Below are 18,243 nucleotides of genomic sequence, written 5' to 3'. Positions count from 1 at the left end.
TTATCCCTTAATACCGCCAAAACTCATTTGGGTGATGTATTTCTGCGTGAAGGTGTAGAGAACGAGCACGGGGAGCAGGTAAATAATGCCGACGGCGGCGATCATGCCGTAATCCGCGCCGGTATTGTCCTGTGCAACAAAGAAGAGGTAGAGGCTCATCGTCATCTGGCTTTTGTCGATGAGTAACGTCTGAACAAAGACGTACTCCTCCCAACCGCGCAGAAAGGTAAAGGTGGCGATCGCAATCAGTCCGCTGCGCACCTGGGGCAACACCACCATGCGGAAGGCCTGAAAACGGGTGGCACCATCAGTCACCGCACTCATCTCAATATCCCAGGGCACGCCGTCAAAAAAGCCTTTAAGAACAAAGATCGCATAGGGCAGTTCCAGCGCACTCATGACCATCACCACGCCGGAGAGATGGTTGAGCAGGCCCATATAGTGGAGCTGGATAAAGATGGCGATGGTAAGTGCCAGCGCGGGGAAAGCATGTAACAGCAGCAAACCGCGAAGAAAATTTTCCCGGCCGGCAAAGGCAAAGCGGGATAGCGCGTAGGCTGCTGGCGTGGCGACGATCGTCACAATCAGCGTCTGAGAGACGGCAAAGATCAGGGAGCTGCCCAGTGCCGTCCAGACCGACGGCATCAGATCCACACGCGTTGTGCCGGTATTCGCGATATCCCGCAGCCAGAGAAACCGGTAGTTGTGCAACGTCAGATAGGGCATCAGAAAGATCATCACGAGGAGCAGCACGATGATGCCGAGCGCACTCCAGGACAATATCGGCCTGCGCAAGCGCTCTGCCATAAAAGCAAGCACGATCGCGCCGAGATAAGCCACGCCCGCAATGGCGCTGGTGCGCCAAAGAACAAGCCGACTGATAGATGCATCAGAGGTGGTCAGGGATTTCGCAAGAAGCCAGAGGTAAGGCAGCAGGATCGGAACCGAAATCAGCGTCAGGAAGAGAATGACCACAGAAAGGAAACCGACACGATTGACGGTACCTCTGCGTTCAAGACGGGCCCATTTCGATGTGGCAACCGATGTGGTTTGCACGCGTGACATCACAATACCTCGATTTTCGGCGCGGCGAATGTCGCGCGCATATTGCTGACACGCCACTGTATTAAGGTCGCGGCGACGCCGATCACCATCAAACCCAGCGCCAGGGCCGCACCATAGGCATAAGCACCATTTTCAAAGGCACGACGGTAGATATAGAGCGCATAAGGTGTGGAGTCGTAAACGGGACCGCCCCCGGTGATGAGCAGAATGTATTCGTAGGTCGTCATCAGGGAGAGCCCCTGATAGATCGTAATAAATCGAATGGGCTGAGACAGCGCGGGGGCCACAACATAACGCAGCACGCCCCACTCGCTCGCCCCATCTATCCGTGCCGCATTGGCAAGATGTGAAGGGATGGAACGAATCGCTGACGTCAGAATGACCATGGCAAAGGATGCGCCGACCAGGCCATTGGCCACCACGATCAGAAACAAGGGGAAATCATTGCGCAGATTCATCGGCTGCAACCCGAAGGAACCCGTTATCTGATTAAGCAAACCGGACGGCGTGGGATCGGCCACCCATATCCACAGAATGCTGTAGAGCACGGCCGGTGACATGCGCGGCAAAAGCCAGAGACCGCGAAACAGATTCCCGAGTCGGTCAGGGATTGCCGTTGATGTGATAGCCAGCAGCGCACCCAGACCGACATTGAAAAGAAACAGCGTCGCCGTTACGTAAATCAGCGTTGTTAGTAGCACGCCCGGAATACGCGCATCACGCGACACAATCCGCTCAAAGTTATGCAGTGTCAATTGACCGACCCGAAGATCCGCACCCATATCGGTAAAGGCGATAACGGTATTGACGATGATGGGCGCCAGGAAAAAGACGACCAACAGCGCGATAGCGGGCGCGAGATAGAAGACGGGCCGGGCGGGCCGGTGCGCCCGAGGCTGGAACTGCGACATCATCTCACCTCCCTCAATATTAACGATCGCATTGGGCGGGCTAAACCCTATTTGTTGGCAACGGACGAACGGATTTCTATATCGTCGCCGAACTGCAGTTCTAACTCTTCAGCGATAAAATCAACGGCCTGTTTTGCGGTCATTTTCCCTGTTTCCACGGCCTGTAGGCCGCTGAACAGCACCTTGTTGTAGCTGCCAAACTGCGTCTGATTGGGCACGAACTTCGCATGCGCCATCATGGGCGAGGCAGCAGACAACACCCAGTTATCCCGGTATTTCGGCATCGCCGTTTGCGCGTTGCTGATGGCGGTGTGATAGGAGGTTACGGCATGTTCGTTGTTAAAATAGGGCAACGTTGCCAGTGCCACGAGTTCGGCAGCGATGTCGGCATTTTTACTTTTGGCATTCACCGTATAGAGAAGCGGATGCGACAGGTTTGAGGGCTGGCCGCCCTTTTTGGCCGCGGGAGCAGGAATCCAGCCTATCTTATGAAAATAACCGTCTTTGTCCGACGGCCAGACAGCCCCATTTTTGTCACCCAGTTGCCAGGCCACCGCCCAAACGCCCTGGTGGAAAATAAACGCCTTCTCCTGCTTGAACGCGCCCTGAATCGCATCCCAGCTCATCGCCGTATTATCGACAGGCGTGACGCCCTGCTTAGCATTACGCGCATGCCAGCCAAGGGCGTCGGCCATTTCCGCTTTGGGGAAAATGAGTTTGCCGGTCTTCTCATCCATAAATTTCACGCCGTACGACTGAAAAACCATAAGATAATCAATACCCACGTTCGGGCGGTGCAGCATGCCATACTGGGCCGCTTTACCGTCCACAACCTCTTTGGCCAGCGCAGTCAGATCGTCAAGGGTGAAGTCACCGGATTCCACCCTGGCAGGGATAGCGTTAATAAAAGCTTCATCCTTGCCGATTTTTCTCAACATATCTTTGTTGTAGAAAAACATGCGTATTTCGGCATCCTGCGGTATGCCATAAATCTTGCCATCGTTTGCTTTTGCTGAATCCCACAGCACAGGCAGGATATCGCTGTAGACCCACGGCGCAGCAGCGATCTTATCGTTCATTTGCAAGGCATAACCGTCCTTAGCAAACTGGCCAATCCACTCATGAGGCAGCACATAGATATCCGGCCCCTGCCCGACGGACATCGCCTTCAGCATGTCCATCGCGAAGTCGTCCCAGCCTTTGACCGCACTGCTGTTGGCCTGAATCACGATATGTTTATCGACACCCGCAGCCTTGAATTGCTTGTTCATGATGTCGGCGGCATCTTCAATATTGGTGATGCGGTTGGGTGCGCTGCGCTCAGCAAGCGTGGAGAGTTTGATGGTGATCTCTTCGGCATGGGCAATGCCGACACAGAGCGCGGAAATCATTACGCTTGCCAGGAGAGTGCGTTTTTTCGACATGGTTTTTATTCCCGTTGTACCTATTATTTAAGTAAGTTAATTTATTTAAATGACAGGTTCATGACCACGCGACAACGACAGGGAGAAGCGGCATTGACTTCATCGAAGCATTGGGAAGGAATCGGTACAACGCAGTCTGCGGTGCTGCGTTATCTGCGTCGCAACCACGCCGCATCGCGTGCCGAGCTCGCCGAGGGCTGTGGCGTAACAGCGGCGGCCGTCAGCATGATGACCCGCGATCTCATCAGGCGAGGGATCATCGTCGAAGGGGCGCGTCGCCCGTCTGGCCGGGGCGCTCCGCACATTGATCTCACGCTGAATTCCGCCATTGGTTATGCCGTTGGAGTTCATGCCAGCCGCTTCTCCATTACGCTGATGCTGCTTGATTTCACGGGGAAGCGGGTTGACGAAATTGAGCTGCGCGGCCTTTACGATACCTTCGCCACGGCCCGGTCAGCGATTCAGAAGGGTCACAGAGCCCTGCTTGAGAGAAACCACATTCCGGATACTTTAGTGATTGGTGCAGGCATTGCCATGCCCACGCGATTCCAACGGGGCGTTGCTCCCCTTCATCTGGCTCCCGAGGTGCTTTCCTGGGATGAACCCGGACTGTTCGAGTCCATTCAGCAGGCGCTGGGCTGTCCGGTGTTAATTGAGAATGATGCCAATGCTGCAGCGATGGGTGAAATGGCACTGGGTAATGCGGCTAATCATGAAGACTTTCTCTATCTCTATCTGTCAGAAGGCGTCGGCAGCGGCATTATTCTGGGTAGACAGCGTTATCGCGGTCATCTTGGCAACGCGGGCGAAATTGGTCTGTTGCTGCCACTCGACAGGCCCCGCCCCTCCTTTACTGACCTTGCGGCATGGTGTCAGCATCGCCTCGGCCAGATACCGGATGGGCGCTCACAAGACATCTGGCAGCGATTCCTTACTGAAAACGTCATCGTTCTCGACGAATGGATCGAACGAACAGGCCCGGAAATCGCCCGTCTGGGCTTTATGCTGAACGCTGTTCTTGCCCCTGCGGCGATCTATGTGGGGGGAACACTGCCTCAAAGCGTTCGTGAACGACTCGCGGTCTGGCTCGACTTCTCCAGGCTGGATAGCTTAAAGGGCAGCCGTGTCGTGCAACCCGAGATCTGCCTGCCGGATATCTCCGCCACGGATACCGTCGCATTTGGGGCCGCCGCCATGGTTCTGCATAACGTTGCCCAACAGGATGGCGGGGATCGCCAGGGATTTAGCTGACATCTCAGTCTCACTGCGTGATTAAAATGCAGCGCCCATGAGTGGGGCGCATTCAACGTGAAAACAGTTCCCCCCTGTAATCCTGACTCAGAGGGCGATGATTAACAGGCCTGGCTTCCCACAGGCTTTTAGATCCGACCAGAATGGCCCGTTCAACATTGTGCCCTGTCAGGCCCGGTAAATATCAATCCTGCCAGCACGATTACGGGTAGGAAATAAACAGTATTGCTGTACTGTTAAAAGCCCCTGCCACAGGTTGCCCCTTCAATTCCGCTTGCAGCTTATAAGTCGTTGAGCCTTGCTCCGTTGAAACCAGCCTTTGGGATTGTATCAACTGCCCATCGATAGTTAATTCGGCTTTCATGCCGTTACTTAAAGGGACAGAGGAATCTTCACTTGTCAGATCGATAATATAGTTGGCCGGTCCCGAGCAATACACGCTGATATCCTTTTCCCGCGTCTGTCCTTCAGCCTCTCCCACATGGACTATGCCAAAATCGATATCCACATTAGGAGTTTCCATCGCGCACCAGGTTTGGGTCGGCGGCGATAACTTGCAAGAGTTATAACTGGAGGTAAACGTTGTGCCGAGCACCGAATTAACATCATTGAGATAGCGTAAACAAACCCGGCCGCGCGTCAGCCGCGAATCTGACCCCACATTGTCAGGGACGGTCGCCATATATTGCCCGCCTGGATCTATTTTCTCATGCAGACAATCGATAAATTGATGTATGTCATCGGTGGGGCAGCCTTCCCCGCGAGCAATGATATTTTCGGGTGGCACACTGGTATTCCCGGGGCCTGCACAACTGCCACCACTTTGTGTGCACCAGTAAAAATAAATCGCAATCCCTGAGTTTGCCGTAACGTAGTGAGGTTGATGGGGATCGATGTAACTCGTGGCGCGTCCGACATGAAATTCGACCTGTGTGCCGGGCACTTTTTGCGTGTTACCCACAAAAATCGGGAAAGGTGCATTCTCATGCAATAAGGCTTTCACCGGGCATGACGAAAACAGCAGAAAAAACACGCTGGTTAGGAAATAAAAAAAACGCATGAGGTTTCCTCACAGACTATTCATTACAAAAGGCCTTAAGCTCCGCCTTTCGCCACAGGATTCGCGACAGAGAGGCGCCTTGAGTGAAAACCGCGCCGTGTGGGCGTCACCTTTCAAGGTAAGGCACCCGCCGTTTTCACTGAAACTCAGCGCGTAACGTTACCCTGGCCGTGAAATCGCCTTCATCCAGCTCCGCACCTTCACGCTGAACCAGCACGGCTTCTATCTTCGGTAGCGTCTGGCCATTCACCTTGTACGCTTTGTTGAGTTCAAACGCCGCATCGTCGATATACAGTTTCACGCCCAGATCCGCCTGCTCTGCGGTCACGACCGTTGCGCTCTCGTTATCAAATCCTGCCGCTGTACCGGCGACGGTTAACACCAGGTTCCATGCCAGATTACTGCTATCGCACTCCAGCCCCGGGTTAACGGCCTGGCGATACAGACCATCGGGAACGCTTTTAATTCTGATGCTTTCCCCAAAGCTGATTTCCAGCGTGCTGTCTCCGTTAAGGATGCAGGACGGCGGGGTGATAAGCGTTCCTTTGAGCGCAAGATTGTTCGCGTAGACATCGGGTGCAATCAGGGCTAATCCCCCCAACAGCAGACTGCCCATCCGTATTCCGGGCCACCGATGTCGACCTTTCGCATATCCTTCATAACCAGGCATCCTGACTCCTTGATTTGTCATGATGTTCCATGTTTACAGGTAATTCGCTATCAAAGACGCGACGACGCTGAACTCTCCGCCGTTGAGCGTTACGCCCTCCTGCCTGACGGGCCGAACGGTAAAGGTGAGATCGGGCATGCCCTGCGCGCTGACGTTCGTTTGGATCCAGTCGTTGAGCGGCATCGTTCTGTCACCATAGATCAGGCGAAAACCGAATCCCGCCTGATGACCGGCAAGCAGTTCAGGGTTGAACGCCGAGGTGATGCCGTCAATGCGCAACCGCACATCGCGTGAGCTGCAGTCCAGCGGAACCACAACCTCCCGGCTGTAAACATTGCTGTTGTCATCGTCCAGCCGGGTTGTCATCACATCATCACCAAAATTCACCGTGATGGTGTCACCGTTATTAACGGTGCAGGGAATACGTTCGATTAGCGTGCCGCGAAACGTCACATCCGCCTTCGGGTTCTCACTGGCTGCGTTAACCGGCAAGCAGAATACGGCGCTAAACACGAGCGGAATATAAACAGGGTGCATGCTGGCTCCTTACTGATACTCAAACACCATCGTTCCATTACCTGTAAAGGTACCGGCCGTGGGCAGAGCGTTGTTCTGTACTGCCAGCACGGCCCATAATTCGGGCAACGCGCCGTCGTTATAATTGAATGCAACGCTGCTGCCCGGCGACAGCGCGGCATTCTCATGCATTAACTGAATACCCAGTGCCGATTTGCTGGTTGCAAGCAGCGAAGTATTAAACGCAGCCGGTTCGCCGATAATCGTGACTTTTAGCCCCTGTTTAGCCAGGGATGTACACAGCAGGCTGTACATGATTCGTGTCTTTTTATAATCAACGCCGTTTATTCGGCTAATCACCACATCCTCACCAAAGTCCACCTCGATGGGTTCCTGGTTGTTGACCACGCATTCCGGCGTCTCCACCAGAATGCCGCGGATGGTCAGCGTGGTCATATCCCCATTGTTAACCTCTGCCTGTACGCTGCTCGCCATGAATGCAGTCAGCAGCAGAAGGCTGCACAGCCTGAATTTAGCTTTCATTGCGCTCCGCCTGCTGTTGCCTAAAGGAAATCTCATTCGGTATGCGCGATTTCTCTGCCTGGCAGGTGTTGCCGTTGCAAATAAACGGCAACAACCGTTGGCTGCCGTAATCGCTGACGAACATCAGAACCGGCGTGCTGCCTAACTCACTGACGGTCGGACTGAGCAGTTGGCGGCTTTTCGGTGCCACCATGACGGGTTCAAAACGTGCCAGTCCGCTTCCGGTCAGGCTTCGTCTGACTTCGACGAAGGAAAAATGGTAGGGCGTTGGGTTGTGCACTTCATACTGGTTTCCCTGCTTAATCAGCGTCAGGGTTTCCGTGCCGGGAACCGTATCTGACATCGGATCCACGTTCAGTCCTTTAGGGCGATAGAAGACTTTGAGCCGGATCTGCATCGCCAGCTTCAGGACGTTGGCTTTAGCCGATTTTGGCGGTATTTCCCGCAGATTAAGGTAGAAAACGCTTTCCCTGTCTGTCGGCAGCGACGAGATGGCCGGGAGAACCTGAATACGCACCAGCGTCTTGCCGCCCGCTTCAACACGCTGCACCGGCGGCAATACCATCAGCGGACCGCTGATTTTTTTTCCGTCTACATCTTCCATCCAGCCCTGCGCCAGGTAGGGATCTTTTTCATTGCGGTTGGTTACGTTCAGGCTGATCGACTTTTCCCCCTGATTAAGGATCAGGCGCGATCGATCAACCGTCAGCGCGCCATGGGCATTCACACTGCCTGCCAGCGCCAGAATGGCCCAGAGCTTTATCAATATCGCTTTTGTCCACATAGCAAAATGTCCTGTTGTGTTTCCGGCTGCCCGAGGCAACGCCTGTCTCTTTGCGCAGTCGGCGTGATGTTCTGCGGGATGCCGCCGCGCTGTTCCACCGCCTGCCCGTGCGCTAACCGGGCAGGTTTCAGCAGGTAATCGCTTTTAAGGCCGCGCAACAGGCGAAAACGAATCAGCAGAGAAACCGGCCCTGTTGCCCCAATTTTCTTCATCACAGCCAGTCGAATACCGCTGTCACGTTTACTGTGTGACTGGTGTGGTTTGCCCTGTATAAAGGCGCGCATATAGATCACTTCACGCCGGGTCAGGTAAATGGCCTCTTTTTTTACCGGCAACTTCAGGTGCGCGCATCGCGCCTTGATGTAAAGTTTCTCCATCAGTGCCTGCCGGGATTCGCCCGCGTCTGACAGCAGGATGCGCTTCGGATCCACCAGGCCGCTTAACACCGACAGCACCGGGTTACTGCCGGCAATCACAATCATGCATCCCTTTGCGAGCCGTGGATTCATGCTCCAGGCGAGCAGCGCTTGCATCGTCGGAAAGTAGAATCCCTGAAGGCGAATCTGCTTGCCCAAATGGTCTGACAGCGCCTGCTGTATCGCCTCAAGCCCAAGCTGGAAGAAGGCGTTTGAACACACACTTGTGCCAGTCATCAACGACCCGCCCAGCGCCGGGCCGCCCCCCGCCAGGGCTTTTCACGCGGCAGCGCCTTGACCCGCCCTTCTTTCTCAAGATCCAGCAACAGCAATCGGGTTTTGTACACGCTAATATCCAGCGCGTCAGCGATGTCTCGGGTGGACAGTCCTTTGTCCACGTCCCTGGCGGTGCCCAGCACGGCAAGGCACTGTTGTTTCAGGCGTTCGTTACGCATATCACTTCCCTGATCAGTACCCGGCCGCGCACGCTGGCCGGATGAGTTTGAGTACCGGCTTGATGGCCTTGATCTAACAAGCTGAAGATATTCAACGGCTGTACCTCCTGATGCTGTGCGCTTTGCGGCCTTGACTACAAGGCGGCAGTAACGGTGCTGTTTTATTCGTATTGCAACTGAAAGGTGATCATTGCACTGTATTCCCCTAACGTGACCTCGCCATTTGCGGCCGTACGCTGCAATCGGGCCAGCCACTCCAGCCGATTTTCCGTGTCGGTGAGTTCAACAGGCGGCTGAAGCACACCGGGAAGTACCGCGTTACCCTGAGCATCGTTGACCGCCAGCCCCAACCCTTCCACCGTGCCATTCAGCGCAAAAAGTGCAGGATTTACGGCGTTTTTATCGCCAAAAAACGTGACGCTTACCTGCGAGCCGACAGACAGGTCACACTCTTTTAGCGCAATGGAAAAGTCGACCGGATAGGACTGATGATTGTTGGTAAAGTGCCGGGCGACGATGGGCGAGAAGGCTACCGTCTGATCCACCGAATCCATGTCGACCAGACAGGGCACGGCAAGCAGCGTTCCGCGGAATACAACGTCCGTTGATCCCGCATCCGCTTTCGCCCTGACCAGCAGCAGCGCGGTGAACATCGTGAGGCCAATCGCTATCAGCAAACCACCGCCCGCGCGACGAAAACGGATTAGGTTCTCCATCACTCGTACTCCATGCCAATGTTGATAACGGCCTGCCACTCGCCCGCTTCCAGCGGATCGCGGTTACGCCAGAGCTGTGCTTTGAGTACCAGGTCATTGCGCCCCTCGGCAAGCGGAACGGGTTGGCTTAACAGGCCGGGAATCAGGAGGTTACCCAAAGGATCCTCCATGCGCAGAGAAAGACCGGATGCGCCTTTTATGCTGAAAAATCGCGCATCATCATTGGCCCTGTCGCCGAGGAGACGCAGTCTGACCGAGAGCTGATCGGCGAGCCATAACCTGTGGCGCAGGTCCTGTGGGGTGCCAGAATGCCGGGCGCCGCTGGGACAGTGATCCAGTACGAGATGAATATCCACGGGCACAGTGACATCGCCTGTCTTGTTTAACGCCGCCAACGCAACAGGGCTGAGCGTAATATGCTGAACCTGAGATTCCGGCATTAATACACAGGGCGAGGTGATCAATGAGCCTGAGGCCTGCAACATTCCTCTTAGCGTATTTTCCCACCGGGCTTCCCGTCCGTGAGCTCGCGGGAACGTGGATATCAGCGGCACTGCGATCAGGGTTATTGCCATCATGTGTTTCCATCCGACATAGAGTTCAGACGCTCGCACTATCACTATTCTGTCTCCTTCTTCAGTGCTGAGTGACGGCCACGGGATCGGCCCGACATACCGAGCCCTGGCAGAGAAAGGGCAGAACAGGTTTTCCACCAAAATCATTAATGGTGATAATTTGCGGATCGCGGGAAACCGAGGACTTCACCGTCTCGCTCGACATCGGGGCGATCATGACGGGCACAAAGCTTTTCTCAACAGCACGGTTGCCTTTACTGATGATCCCCAGCAACGTCATGTAATAAGGTGTTGGGTTCTCCACGCGGAAACCGCCTTTCACTTTGTGCAGGACTAACTGATCATCATGGCGGCTGAAGCGCTCAGGGGTGATGCTGGCTGGTCGATAGAACAGTTTGATTCGGGTCTGCAGGGCCAGTTGCAACACGTTGGCGCGGTCACTGCGCGGCGGAATTTCCCGGACGCTGAAATAAAACACACTTTCCCTGTCCTGCGGCAGCGAGGCGGAAGAGGGCAACGCGGTAATGCGAATGACGCTCTTTGCGCCCGGCTCCACGCGCTGCACGGGCGGCGTGACCCTGAGATAGTTGGTGAGCTTATTGCCCTGTGCATCTTCCAGCCAGGCCTGAGCCAGATAGGGCTCTTTCTGATTGTCGTTGCTGATATTCAGGATGAGATTTTTTTCGCCTCCGTTAAAAATGGCGCGCGTGCGGTCAAGGGCAATGGCGGCCTGCGCTGTTTGCCCTGCCAACGTCGCCAGCACACTCGTTATCAACAGTAATGCCCACCTATCCTTGCGTCTTTTCATCATCTCGTTTGCACCTTGTATACGTTTGCTTTCAGATCCCAGACAGGCTGCATGGGAAGGTTACTCGCAGGGCAGCAGCAGTTGACTGTCGGGGATGAGTGACGGAAGCGTTGCCCGGCACTGTGCCTTGTCGCCCCAGAACAGCGTCAGCACCTCGTCGGGTTTAACCCCTGAAATCCAGGCTAAGCCCGCTTCACTCACCATGCCTAACTCCTGATCTTTTGCATTGCGCACGCTGGCCCCGAAAGGAGGAAAAGTGCCGTCAGCCATCGCGACAGTCGCCACGACTTTCGCACCCTTGAGCACGTCAAAACGGCGGAAACCAATCGCCCCTTCGGTCAGTGAAACTTCCGCAACGGGCGCGCTACTGATTTCGATGTCATCCGGCAACCGATTCACATCTACCTTGACCGTGGCGCGATAGTAGCCGGGTACGGAGGGTTCCACGGCCAGGCCAAATCGGTTGGTCATGCCATTACGGCCCACCGGCACATTCGCCACGCCATCGGTGCTGACCAACACTCGGGTGCCTCCTCTGACGCTGCTGCCATGGAGCGCGCCCCCTTCGCTGGTCGCTGTCAGGCCGCCGCTAATCGACAAGCCCGCTGAGGTATAGCCGTTCTGCTGCCAGTCCAGATTGGCGGTGATGTCTGCAGCCGTTCCTGTGTGGCTGTACAGCCCGCTCGCCTGGGTCGTGATGCTCTCGCTTTTTCCGCTTCGCGTTCCGGCCGACAGGCGATAACTGTCACCGTTTTCCAGGCGTTCATACCATCCTGCGGTTTGGCTGTAAGTCTGTTGACTCCAGTTGCCGTTGTAGCTGGCCGTCCCCTGACCAAAAGGAACACTTATCGTTAGCCAGAGCGCATCATCCTTACGGCCGTAATCGCGCGTTCGCACGGCGGAAACGGTGGCGGACAGATTGCGCCAACGGTTCAGATCGAAATAACGACTGGCAGAAAGGCTGTAACGGTCGGCACGCGGGCGATCCCAGTACGTCTGGTGAGACCAGCTCAGGTAGGCAGAAAGGTTGAGATCCGTAAAACTTTTGCTCGCCGTAACGGTATAAAGTTCTTTACTGCTGCCCGTTACGCCATTGCGATAGCGCGCGTCAAGGTACTCCGTCATGGTCATGTAATTGCGTTCGGAAAAACGGTAGCCCGCAAAGGTCAAATCGCTGTTGAAGTCGTCAAAGCGCTTTGAATAACTCAAACGGTAGGAACGGCCCTGTAAATGTCCCCTGTCCGGTAACGATGTTGCAGACTGGGTGATATCCGCTGAGAGCGCACCAAACCGGTAAAGATCACGAGCCACGCCAATGGCCAGACTGTGATAGTCCGCAGAGAAAATACTCCCGCCATACAGTGACCAACTGTTAGCCACGCCCCATGATATTTCGGCGGTGCCAAATGTCGGTCCTTGCACATGGTGGTGGAAATCGGAGGGGCGCCCGGTGGCCAGCTTGTAGCGCACCTGGCCCGGCCGGGTCAGATAGGGCACGGTGGCGGTGGTGACCTGAAAGTGTTGTACGCTACCGTCCTGCTCTTCCACCTTTACGTCCAGTTGCCCACTCACCGCACTGCTGAGTTCCTGCACGCGGAACGGTCCTGCCGCCACCATGGTTTCGTAAATGATCCGTCCCTGCTGGCTGATGATGACTTTGGCATTGGTGCGTGCAATGCCGCTCACCTCCGGCGCATAGCCGCGCAGCCTGGGGGGCAGCTGGCTTTCATCGCTGACCAATGACGCGCCGGTGAAGCGCCATGTATCAAAAATATCCGATCGAAGATAATCCTCACCCAGAGTGAGTTTCGCCATAAGCGACGGCAGCGCGCGATAAAGGTAAAAGCGACTCCAGTCGATACGTTGGGTCGTGCCACCGCTGGAGCCGCCGGTCTTGTTGTAGTTAGCCTGCCAGTCGCCCCGCAAACGCCAGGGCCCGCTGTTTGCACCGAGCGTACCGGTGGCACTGGCTCGCTGTGACTGACTGCCGTGTACCGGACGGGTGAAGCTGGTATTGATGTTATAATCCAGCATCACCCCCGGTACGCCATTCTCCCAGCGTGAAGGCGGCAGCCAGGTGGCATCCTGATATTCGAGCCAGGCCTGGGGTACCGAAATATAGAGCGACGAGGTTGAAAGATCGCCGCGCAGCCTGACACCGTCCAGCGCGGAAAAATCAGCGCAGTCGTCATTATGGTCAAAGCTTATCTTTGCCAGCGCAGCGTGCTTAAGACCGAGTAACTCAACCTGCTGAGGCGTCAGACAGGCCTGCACTTCTTCGGCACCTTTCTTCTCTTTAAACACCACCTCCTGTTCAATGATATTCCGCTCATTCAATCGAAGTGTGAGACTATAGGTACCCGGCATGATGTAACCCGCACGGGCGAAACGGGATAAATCAATATTATTTCGATCTTCGGCATCAAGAATGTCAGTATTAAATTCAACAGCGCGTGTATCGACGCAATAACCCGACATCGTTATTAAAACGCTAAAAAAAAGACAATATCGATGTAATAGTTGTGATTTACCCATTTACGTTATCTTTTGTTATAGCGAATCGTGCAAGAAAGGGATTTACTGATAACTCAGCATAAAACGTATTGCACCCGCCCAGTCGCCTTCTATATAGACTTTTCCATCCGGAACCACCTGCATAACATAATCAAACTGATGTTCATTCTGACTCAGGACAACGCTGTGCATAGGTATGCCCGGCAATGCCTGCTCGCCGTCACTGTCAGTCACTTTGAGTGCAATCCCTTTGGCCTCGCCCCTCAGCGAAAATAAAGAGGGCGCGTGAGAAACCGCCTCACCTGAAAAGGTGAACGCTATGCTTCGCCATTTATCTTCGTCTCTAAGATCACAATTCACTAAGCGAATGGAAAATCGTTTTTCATTGAGCCCATTATTATTCTCTACGATATGCGGCGTAAGTGAATCGAACACAAATTCTTGCCAGACATCTTCAGTATGAATATTGCACGCCGATGTCAGAATCTGACCATTAACGTAAACACGGCCCTGCCCCTCATCTTTAATCGGGGACGCCTGGACAGTGAAATGGCAAATAAAAAAGATGAATAGCGTCAAACGCAAATAAACAATATGCATCCTGTTTATGCCTGTAGATAACTCCCCTACCCGGTCATGAGCTGACCGGGTAGGGGAAACGTTTGTGATCAGCTCTTAGTCATACGCCAACGTAAAGTCAGCAATCGAGGTAAACTCACCGGATTTAATCGCATTATTGTCGTCCAGTCCCTGCAGATAGGCAGAGAATGCCAACGTATTATTGCCTTCAATTAAGGTACGGGCTTCACTGGAACCGCCAACGGGAATAATTGCGCTGGACGCGTCGGTGATCACCACGCCCGCACCGGATGCGGTGCCCATAATGCCGAACTTATTATTATCTGTGGAGCCATCGGATTTTACTGCAGCCGTTCCACCGAAGGTCACTTTCACCGTTGGCGAGGTGATAACAGTGTTACCATTGCCATCGTCGGTGCTGTTCATGCGGCAGTTTTCCAGATCAATAGTGAAAACTTTTGGGCTGGATGTTCCTTGATCTTCTAGCTGTCGAGCTGAAATCTGGCCCAGTTCAACAGTTTGTTTTTCGCTGTCACTCCCGATGGAACATGCAGCATCAATGATATGACCATGGAAAGTGATTTTTCCCTGTCCCTGATTGGCCGCATGCGCACCTGTTGCGCCCATTCCCAGAGCAAGCATCAAAACCACTGCAACTTTATTAATTTTCATACCTATTTAATCCCGTTAATTGATTAATGCAATAACAAATAAATACCATCAAACAGATCAATATCTATTTAACAAATACTTATACATTTAACAAAAGCATAGAAATTAATTAAAAACACACCTTAAAACTGGCAAAGCCAATTATGCATTGGAGTTTTTGATTTACAAACAAAATAAAGAAATTAAATGTATATACGATCTTTAATACTAATTTAATCTTGCCGCAAAGTAGATAAAACCAGATAAATTTAAACTATAGTTTATTATCTCATTAAAGTGTAAAAATGTAGAATTAAAGATCGAAAAGTAAAATACATCAGAGTTACATATTAAGTGAGACGAATATTCTTAAGGGCATCTGCTTTCTTCTCAAAGTGATAACATTCCCAATATAGATTCGTGCGCGCACAGCACGCGTTCGTTATGATGACGCCCATGTCAAAAAATTATGACTTGATACAAACCACACGGTTAATAATTATTCCGGATAATATTATCCTTTTTCGAAATTATTTCATTGCACCTGACCTCCGCTTGTGAAAAATCCGATCGTTTCCAGCTCCGCCAGCGGCATTTTACCTGCGGATGTGATTTTAAGGCGTACCCTGCGCCGGGCACATTGCATGATGCCGCGGTTGGCGAAAGGCCGGTTTTATGACGACATAGTAAAGCCCCCAAACCACATTGATTCGTTAAAAACATTCATAAATAAAAAAATAGTTTCTGAGGGGCATGTTTACAGTCTGGCAGGGAAATGCCGGTTAAAGCGCGTGACGTGCCGGGCGCAAATATCGGCAGGGATAGCGAGCATAACGTCCATCCTTTCTGTGATTTCCGGACACAGGCTTTAGTAAAGCTAAAGTAGGGTATTTTCGGTTAAAGAGTGGAAAAGCTTATAATTGTGAACGGCGTTATAAATATGAATTATGAAAATAGAAAAGCATTGCTTTTTTAGTTGTTTTTAAGGCTACTGACAGTGAAATCAGATTATCCATTTTGATCAAAACATTAATTTGTCAGGGTTCATCCGCGTTTACAGAGTTGCACCGCCACGCGATCCAGCGCGCGGTCATAACTGGCCCGCTCCGCCGCACTTAAAAACCCCTGGACTTTCACCCACCGGGCACTGTCTTTGCGCACCTGTGCAATGTCCTGCCACAGCGCGCGGGCTTCTGGCTGCGTGAGCTGGCGCGCTTTCCGGGCATTGCCGATATCGGCCTGTAGGACATCGGCACGCATAACAATGTGCGCCTCACGCACGTCCGTCATGCTGCCAACTGGCGCCGCCATCAGCGGATGCTGCACATTGAGGTCGCATCCCGGATAATCTGGCGCTGTCGCCAGGGCCATTAATGGGAGGAGCGAGCACAGCAGCAGAGAAGCGGTTCTCATGTTATTCACCTGTCTGAAGGGTTTCAGAGGGGAGGTTTTCGGCTGCACTGCACCCGTTATAATCCCCATTTGGGGCCATTCTGTGAAAGCGTGATCGTAATAGGTTTGCCGCATACCGCAACGCATGGCGCATTATCTGTATTCCAGCGGAACAGACAGAGGTGCCAACCGCCGGGAATCATACGGGAACAGTCAATTATCCCATCGGCGCCTAATGCTCTTGCTCTGTCCGCATTTTCCCAGGCGTCCGGCGTTTGTCCCTGCTGCAGCGCGGGACGCCAGGGGCGATTCGATAGCTCAGGGATAATTCCCATTTGCAGACAACGCGCTTTATCCCGCTGATCGACAACCCTGGCCCCCATCACGCGTAGCGGAATGAGCACGCGCGGTAAGCCATCTTCCCGCATGTAACCTGAAACCGCGATTACAGACCATTCAGGCCTGGGGCTCATATATAACGCTGATTGCCCCTGCCGATGATAACGACCAGCACTTTGCAGCCCGGGCGCAGCGAGGACAGCCCGGGCATTCTCAGATAACACCGCGCGATAAAACTGGCCCGCAAGGGGCAAAAAAGCGTCAGGGTTCATCGTTCTCACCTTTTAACGTGCCCGTGAGGCATTCAGGCGGGTTAGCCTAAATGCTCTCAACGCTCCGCTGCGGGCCCCAGTGGTGTTTTTTGGCAGAGGGCGGATTGCACCGCTCCTGTGTACCCGGCAAATAAAAGTGACCGTCTGTTGAGCGTGGCGTGCCACCGGGACAGCCCGCCATCCCGCGTTGCCCGTTCTTTCCTGGAAGGCCACTTCCGCCATTGCTGTCCGCTCCGCCATAACCGGCGTAGCAGGCTGACACGGATAAGAGCCACACCATTCCTGTTAGCGCCGCTAAGTTACGCATATTCTTCGCCCTGATTATTCAACGGTGATGGTGTCCGGTTTTTGCGCCACGATGGTAAGTGAGGTGCCTTTAATCGCCTGACTGACCGCTTCCCGAATCGTCATGGTTCCCTGCACAGGATTGACGTGGACAGCGCCGGTTCTTGACAAGTCCGTCTCAATAAAACAGCCTGATGCATGGGCTAACTGCTGTGCCGTTTCGTCAAAGCGTGGGAAATTTATACTGTAAGTCCCTTTAACGTCACATTTACCCAGAGGAATGTGACCATTGGATGAAGGGCTGCATGCCGAAGCGAGGATAGCGAATATCATTACGCCAAGGCACTTGAGGGGGACTGAATTCATAAACCTCTCCGGCAGGGAAAACAGGCATTCATTATTCCCACAACGGGTGGTGCCTGTCAGCAGGGGGAATATGTCTGAGTGTGATCACAGGTCCGCGGGCGTCTTTCATCCGATTCTTTGAACCGCTCCGTCCAGCGTCAGACTCACCAGAACGCGGGCCGCAGCATCGGGAAGCGCCCCAGCGCGAGACAGATCAGAATGTAAATTGAAACGGCAGCCGGGTCGGGGAAGAGAGATCACTGGGGGGAGAAGAGGAGGTCGATGCCATCCCTGGCTTTACCACGATTTTACGGTCAGTTTTCAGGTGTGCTGTACGCGTTACGATTACGCGCTGTGCGTTACGCTGAACCGTACCGGGCGTGGAACCCTTTCCTGTCAGGGCCTCATGCCCATTGTTGCTGCTGATTGACAAGATATTGTGGTTGATTGATCGCCTTGCGCGCAATCCAGTAGAGCAGAACTCGCTCATCGTCGCTGTCACGATCCGCCATTGACAATAATTTTAGCGCCAGCGTAGATTTCGTGACAGGCTGCTGCTCTGTGCTCAATTCGATCACTGCCTGACCGATAATGCAGCAAACTTCATCCTCACTGGTGATGGATTCATATGTCCGGTCTTTCATATTTCCTCCTGTTGAATGGACTTTAAGC

Annotated in this window: 21 protein-coding genes; 1 reads left to right on the top strand and 20 read right to left on the bottom strand. The window is 53.5% G+C overall.

The window, feature by feature from the left end:
* Genes AAIE03_RS03470 through AAIE03_RS03460 form a run of 3 tightly spaced genes read right to left on the bottom strand, consistent with a single transcriptional unit; the run spans position 1 to position 3,400 of the window.
* Entirely contained in the window at positions 1 to 1,065 is a 1,065-nt protein-coding gene (locus tag AAIE03_RS03470) for a carbohydrate ABC transporter permease (RefSeq protein ID WP_029569046.1), read from the bottom strand.
* Complete coding sequence (locus tag AAIE03_RS03465; protein WP_013026590.1) at positions 1,065 to 1,979, bottom strand: carbohydrate ABC transporter permease; 915 nt, start codon at positions 1,977 to 1,979, stop codon at positions 1,065 to 1,067. Before AAIE03_RS03465 ends, AAIE03_RS03470 begins: the two co-directional genes overlap by 1 nt.
* Positions 1,980 to 2,023: 44 nt before the next feature.
* A complete protein-coding gene (locus tag AAIE03_RS03460; protein WP_498562783.1) occupies positions 2,024 to 3,400 on the bottom strand; it encodes an ABC transporter substrate-binding protein in 1,377 nt (458 codons plus the stop codon).
* 60 nt (positions 3,401 to 3,460) lie between these two features.
* Here AAIE03_RS03460 and AAIE03_RS03455 point away from each other — a divergent pair, with 60 nt between their 5' ends.
* Entirely contained in the window at positions 3,461 to 4,651 is a 1,191-nt protein-coding gene (locus AAIE03_RS03455) for an ROK family transcriptional regulator (protein WP_050547553.1), read from the top strand.
* Positions 4,652 to 4,853: 202 nt separating this feature from the next.
* Here AAIE03_RS03455 and AAIE03_RS03450 read toward each other — a convergent pair whose 3' ends face one another.
* The 17 genes from AAIE03_RS03450 to AAIE03_RS03370 all read right to left on the bottom strand — a co-directional run bounded on the left by AAIE03_RS03450 (position 4,854) and on the right by AAIE03_RS03370 (position 18,215).
* Positions 4,854 to 5,711 (bottom strand): MrpH family fimbial adhesin, encoded by an 858-nt coding sequence (locus AAIE03_RS03450; RefSeq protein WP_013026593.1) that lies wholly within the window; start codon positions 5,709 to 5,711, stop codon positions 4,854 to 4,856.
* Between the two features lie 136 nt (positions 5,712 to 5,847).
* Positions 5,848 to 6,327 carry a fimbrial protein gene (locus AAIE03_RS03445; RefSeq protein WP_233516634.1) on the bottom strand — a complete coding sequence of 160 codons (480 nt, stop codon included), beginning with the start codon at positions 6,325 to 6,327 and terminating at the stop codon, positions 5,848 to 5,850.
* An 87-nt stretch (positions 6,328 to 6,414) separates the two neighbouring features.
* Positions 6,415 to 6,918: a fimbrial protein gene (locus AAIE03_RS03440; RefSeq protein ID WP_014594224.1), complete on the bottom strand. Its 504-nt coding sequence runs from the start codon at positions 6,916 to 6,918 to the stop codon at positions 6,415 to 6,417.
* 9 nt (positions 6,919 to 6,927) lie between these two features.
* Complete coding sequence (locus AAIE03_RS03435; protein WP_019106036.1) at positions 6,928 to 7,440, bottom strand: fimbrial protein; 513 nt, start codon at positions 7,438 to 7,440, stop codon at positions 6,928 to 6,930.
* Positions 7,430 to 8,224: a fimbria/pilus periplasmic chaperone gene (locus tag AAIE03_RS03430; protein WP_498562782.1), complete on the bottom strand. Its 795-nt coding sequence runs from the start codon at positions 8,222 to 8,224 to the stop codon at positions 7,430 to 7,432. The genes AAIE03_RS03435 and AAIE03_RS03430 overlap by 11 nt, the downstream gene beginning before the upstream one ends.
* A complete protein-coding gene (locus AAIE03_RS03425) occupies positions 8,203 to 8,877 on the bottom strand; it encodes a hypothetical protein (RefSeq protein ID WP_210501502.1) in 675 nt (224 codons plus the stop codon). The genes AAIE03_RS03430 and AAIE03_RS03425 overlap by 22 nt, the downstream gene beginning before the upstream one ends.
* On the bottom strand, positions 8,877 to 9,095 hold the full coding sequence (locus AAIE03_RS03420) for a FaeA/PapI family transcriptional regulator (protein ID WP_014605330.1): 219 nt from the start codon (positions 9,093 to 9,095) through the stop codon (positions 8,877 to 8,879). The genes AAIE03_RS03425 and AAIE03_RS03420 overlap by 1 nt, the downstream gene beginning before the upstream one ends.
* A gap of 161 nt (positions 9,096 to 9,256) precedes the next feature.
* Positions 9,257 to 9,811, bottom strand: coding sequence for a fimbrial protein (locus tag AAIE03_RS03415; protein ID WP_014594227.1), 555 nt, complete (start codon positions 9,809 to 9,811; stop codon positions 9,257 to 9,259).
* Entirely contained in the window at positions 9,811 to 10,389 is a 579-nt protein-coding gene (locus AAIE03_RS03410; protein WP_246872741.1) for a fimbrial protein, read from the bottom strand. Before AAIE03_RS03410 ends, AAIE03_RS03415 begins: the two co-directional genes overlap by 1 nt.
* A 58-nt stretch (positions 10,390 to 10,447) precedes the next feature.
* Positions 10,448 to 11,197 (bottom strand): fimbrial biogenesis chaperone, encoded by a 750-nt coding sequence (locus AAIE03_RS03405; RefSeq protein WP_013026601.1) that lies wholly within the window; start codon positions 11,195 to 11,197, stop codon positions 10,448 to 10,450.
* A 57-nt stretch (positions 11,198 to 11,254) separates the two neighbouring features.
* Positions 11,255 to 13,729, bottom strand: a complete 2,475-nt coding sequence (locus AAIE03_RS03400) for a fimbria/pilus outer membrane usher protein (protein WP_181135410.1) — start codon at positions 13,727 to 13,729, stop codon at positions 11,255 to 11,257.
* 42 nt (positions 13,730 to 13,771) lie between these two features.
* Entirely contained in the window at positions 13,772 to 14,308 is a 537-nt protein-coding gene (locus AAIE03_RS03395) for a fimbrial protein (RefSeq protein WP_013026603.1), read from the bottom strand.
* A 75-nt stretch (positions 14,309 to 14,383) separates the two neighbouring features.
* Complete coding sequence (locus AAIE03_RS03390; RefSeq protein ID WP_013026604.1) at positions 14,384 to 14,959, bottom strand: fimbrial protein; 576 nt, start codon at positions 14,957 to 14,959, stop codon at positions 14,384 to 14,386.
* 1,023 nt (positions 14,960 to 15,982) lie between these two features.
* The gene (locus AAIE03_RS03385) at positions 15,983 to 16,351 is read right to left on the bottom strand and encodes a hypothetical protein (protein ID WP_246872860.1); all 369 of its coding nucleotides are present in this window, start codon (positions 16,349 to 16,351) and stop codon (positions 15,983 to 15,985) included.
* 56 nt (positions 16,352 to 16,407) lie between these two features.
* On the bottom strand, positions 16,408 to 16,941 hold the full coding sequence (locus tag AAIE03_RS03380) for an RES family NAD+ phosphorylase (RefSeq protein WP_029571443.1): 534 nt from the start codon (positions 16,939 to 16,941) through the stop codon (positions 16,408 to 16,410).
* 321 nt (positions 16,942 to 17,262) lie between these two features.
* Entirely contained in the window at positions 17,263 to 17,592 is a 330-nt protein-coding gene (locus tag AAIE03_RS03375; RefSeq protein WP_013026607.1) for an STN domain-containing protein, read from the bottom strand.
* A gap of 383 nt (positions 17,593 to 17,975) precedes the next feature.
* Complete coding sequence (locus AAIE03_RS03370; protein ID WP_013026608.1) at positions 17,976 to 18,215, bottom strand: hypothetical protein; 240 nt, start codon at positions 18,213 to 18,215, stop codon at positions 17,976 to 17,978.
* Positions 18,216 to 18,243 lie beyond the last annotated feature (28 nt).

Source organism: Pantoea sp. Ae19-2 (assembly GCF_059801205.1).
The sequence above is the reverse complement of the archived record's forward strand: the minus strand, read 5'-3'. Positions and strand labels throughout refer to the sequence as shown.

Coding starts and splice junctions, on each gene's coding strand:
- AAIE03_RS03440 (WP_014594224.1), bottom strand. CDS start 6,918: ATGCACCCTGTTTATATTCCGCTCGTGTTTAGCGCCGTATTCTGCTTG.
- AAIE03_RS03390 (WP_013026604.1), bottom strand. CDS start 14,959: ATGAAAATTAATAAAGTTGCAGTGGTTTTGATGCTTGCTCTGGGAATG.
- AAIE03_RS03465 (WP_013026590.1), bottom strand. CDS start 1,979: ATGATGTCGCAGTTCCAGCCTCGGGCGCACCGGCCCGCCCGGCCCGTC.
- AAIE03_RS03425 (WP_210501502.1), bottom strand. CDS start 8,877: ATGACTGGCACAAGTGTGTGTTCAAACGCCTTCTTCCAGCTTGGGCTT.
- AAIE03_RS03445 (WP_233516634.1), bottom strand. CDS start 6,327: ATGGGCAGTCTGCTGTTGGGGGGATTAGCCCTGATTGCACCCGATGTC.
- AAIE03_RS03455 (WP_050547553.1), top strand. CDS start 3,461: ATGACCACGCGACAACGACAGGGAGAAGCGGCATTGACTTCATCGAAG.
- AAIE03_RS03420 (WP_014605330.1), bottom strand. CDS start 9,095: ATGCGTAACGAACGCCTGAAACAACAGTGCCTTGCCGTGCTGGGCACC.
- AAIE03_RS03375 (WP_013026607.1), bottom strand. CDS start 17,592: ATGAATTCAGTCCCCCTCAAGTGCCTTGGCGTAATGATATTCGCTATC.
- AAIE03_RS03405 (WP_013026601.1), bottom strand. CDS start 11,197: ATGATGAAAAGACGCAAGGATAGGTGGGCATTACTGTTGATAACGAGT.
- AAIE03_RS03430 (WP_498562782.1), bottom strand. CDS start 8,224: ATGTGGACAAAAGCGATATTGATAAAGCTCTGGGCCATTCTGGCGCTG.
- AAIE03_RS03370 (WP_013026608.1), bottom strand. CDS start 18,215: ATGAAAGACCGGACATATGAATCCATCACCAGTGAGGATGAAGTTTGC.
- AAIE03_RS03380 (WP_029571443.1), bottom strand. CDS start 16,941: ATGAACCCTGACGCTTTTTTGCCCCTTGCGGGCCAGTTTTATCGCGCG.
- AAIE03_RS03435 (WP_019106036.1), bottom strand. CDS start 7,440: ATGAAAGCTAAATTCAGGCTGTGCAGCCTTCTGCTGCTGACTGCATTC.
- AAIE03_RS03385 (WP_246872860.1), bottom strand. CDS start 16,351: ATGAGAACCGCTTCTCTGCTGCTGTGCTCGCTCCTCCCATTAATGGCC.
- AAIE03_RS03400 (WP_181135410.1), bottom strand. CDS start 13,729: ATGGGTAAATCACAACTATTACATCGATATTGTCTTTTTTTTAGCGTT.
- AAIE03_RS03450 (WP_013026593.1), bottom strand. CDS start 5,711: ATGCGTTTTTTTTATTTCCTAACCAGCGTGTTTTTTCTGCTGTTTTCG.
- AAIE03_RS03460 (WP_498562783.1), bottom strand. CDS start 3,400: ATGTCGAAAAAACGCACTCTCCTGGCAAGCGTAATGATTTCCGCGCTC.
- AAIE03_RS03470 (WP_029569046.1), bottom strand. CDS start 1,065: ATGTCACGCGTGCAAACCACATCGGTTGCCACATCGAAATGGGCCCGT.
- AAIE03_RS03410 (WP_246872741.1), bottom strand. CDS start 10,389: ATGATGGCAATAACCCTGATCGCAGTGCCGCTGATATCCACGTTCCCG.
- AAIE03_RS03415 (WP_014594227.1), bottom strand. CDS start 9,811: ATGGAGAACCTAATCCGTTTTCGTCGCGCGGGCGGTGGTTTGCTGATA.
- AAIE03_RS03395 (WP_013026603.1), bottom strand. CDS start 14,308: ATGCATATTGTTTATTTGCGTTTGACGCTATTCATCTTTTTTATTTGC.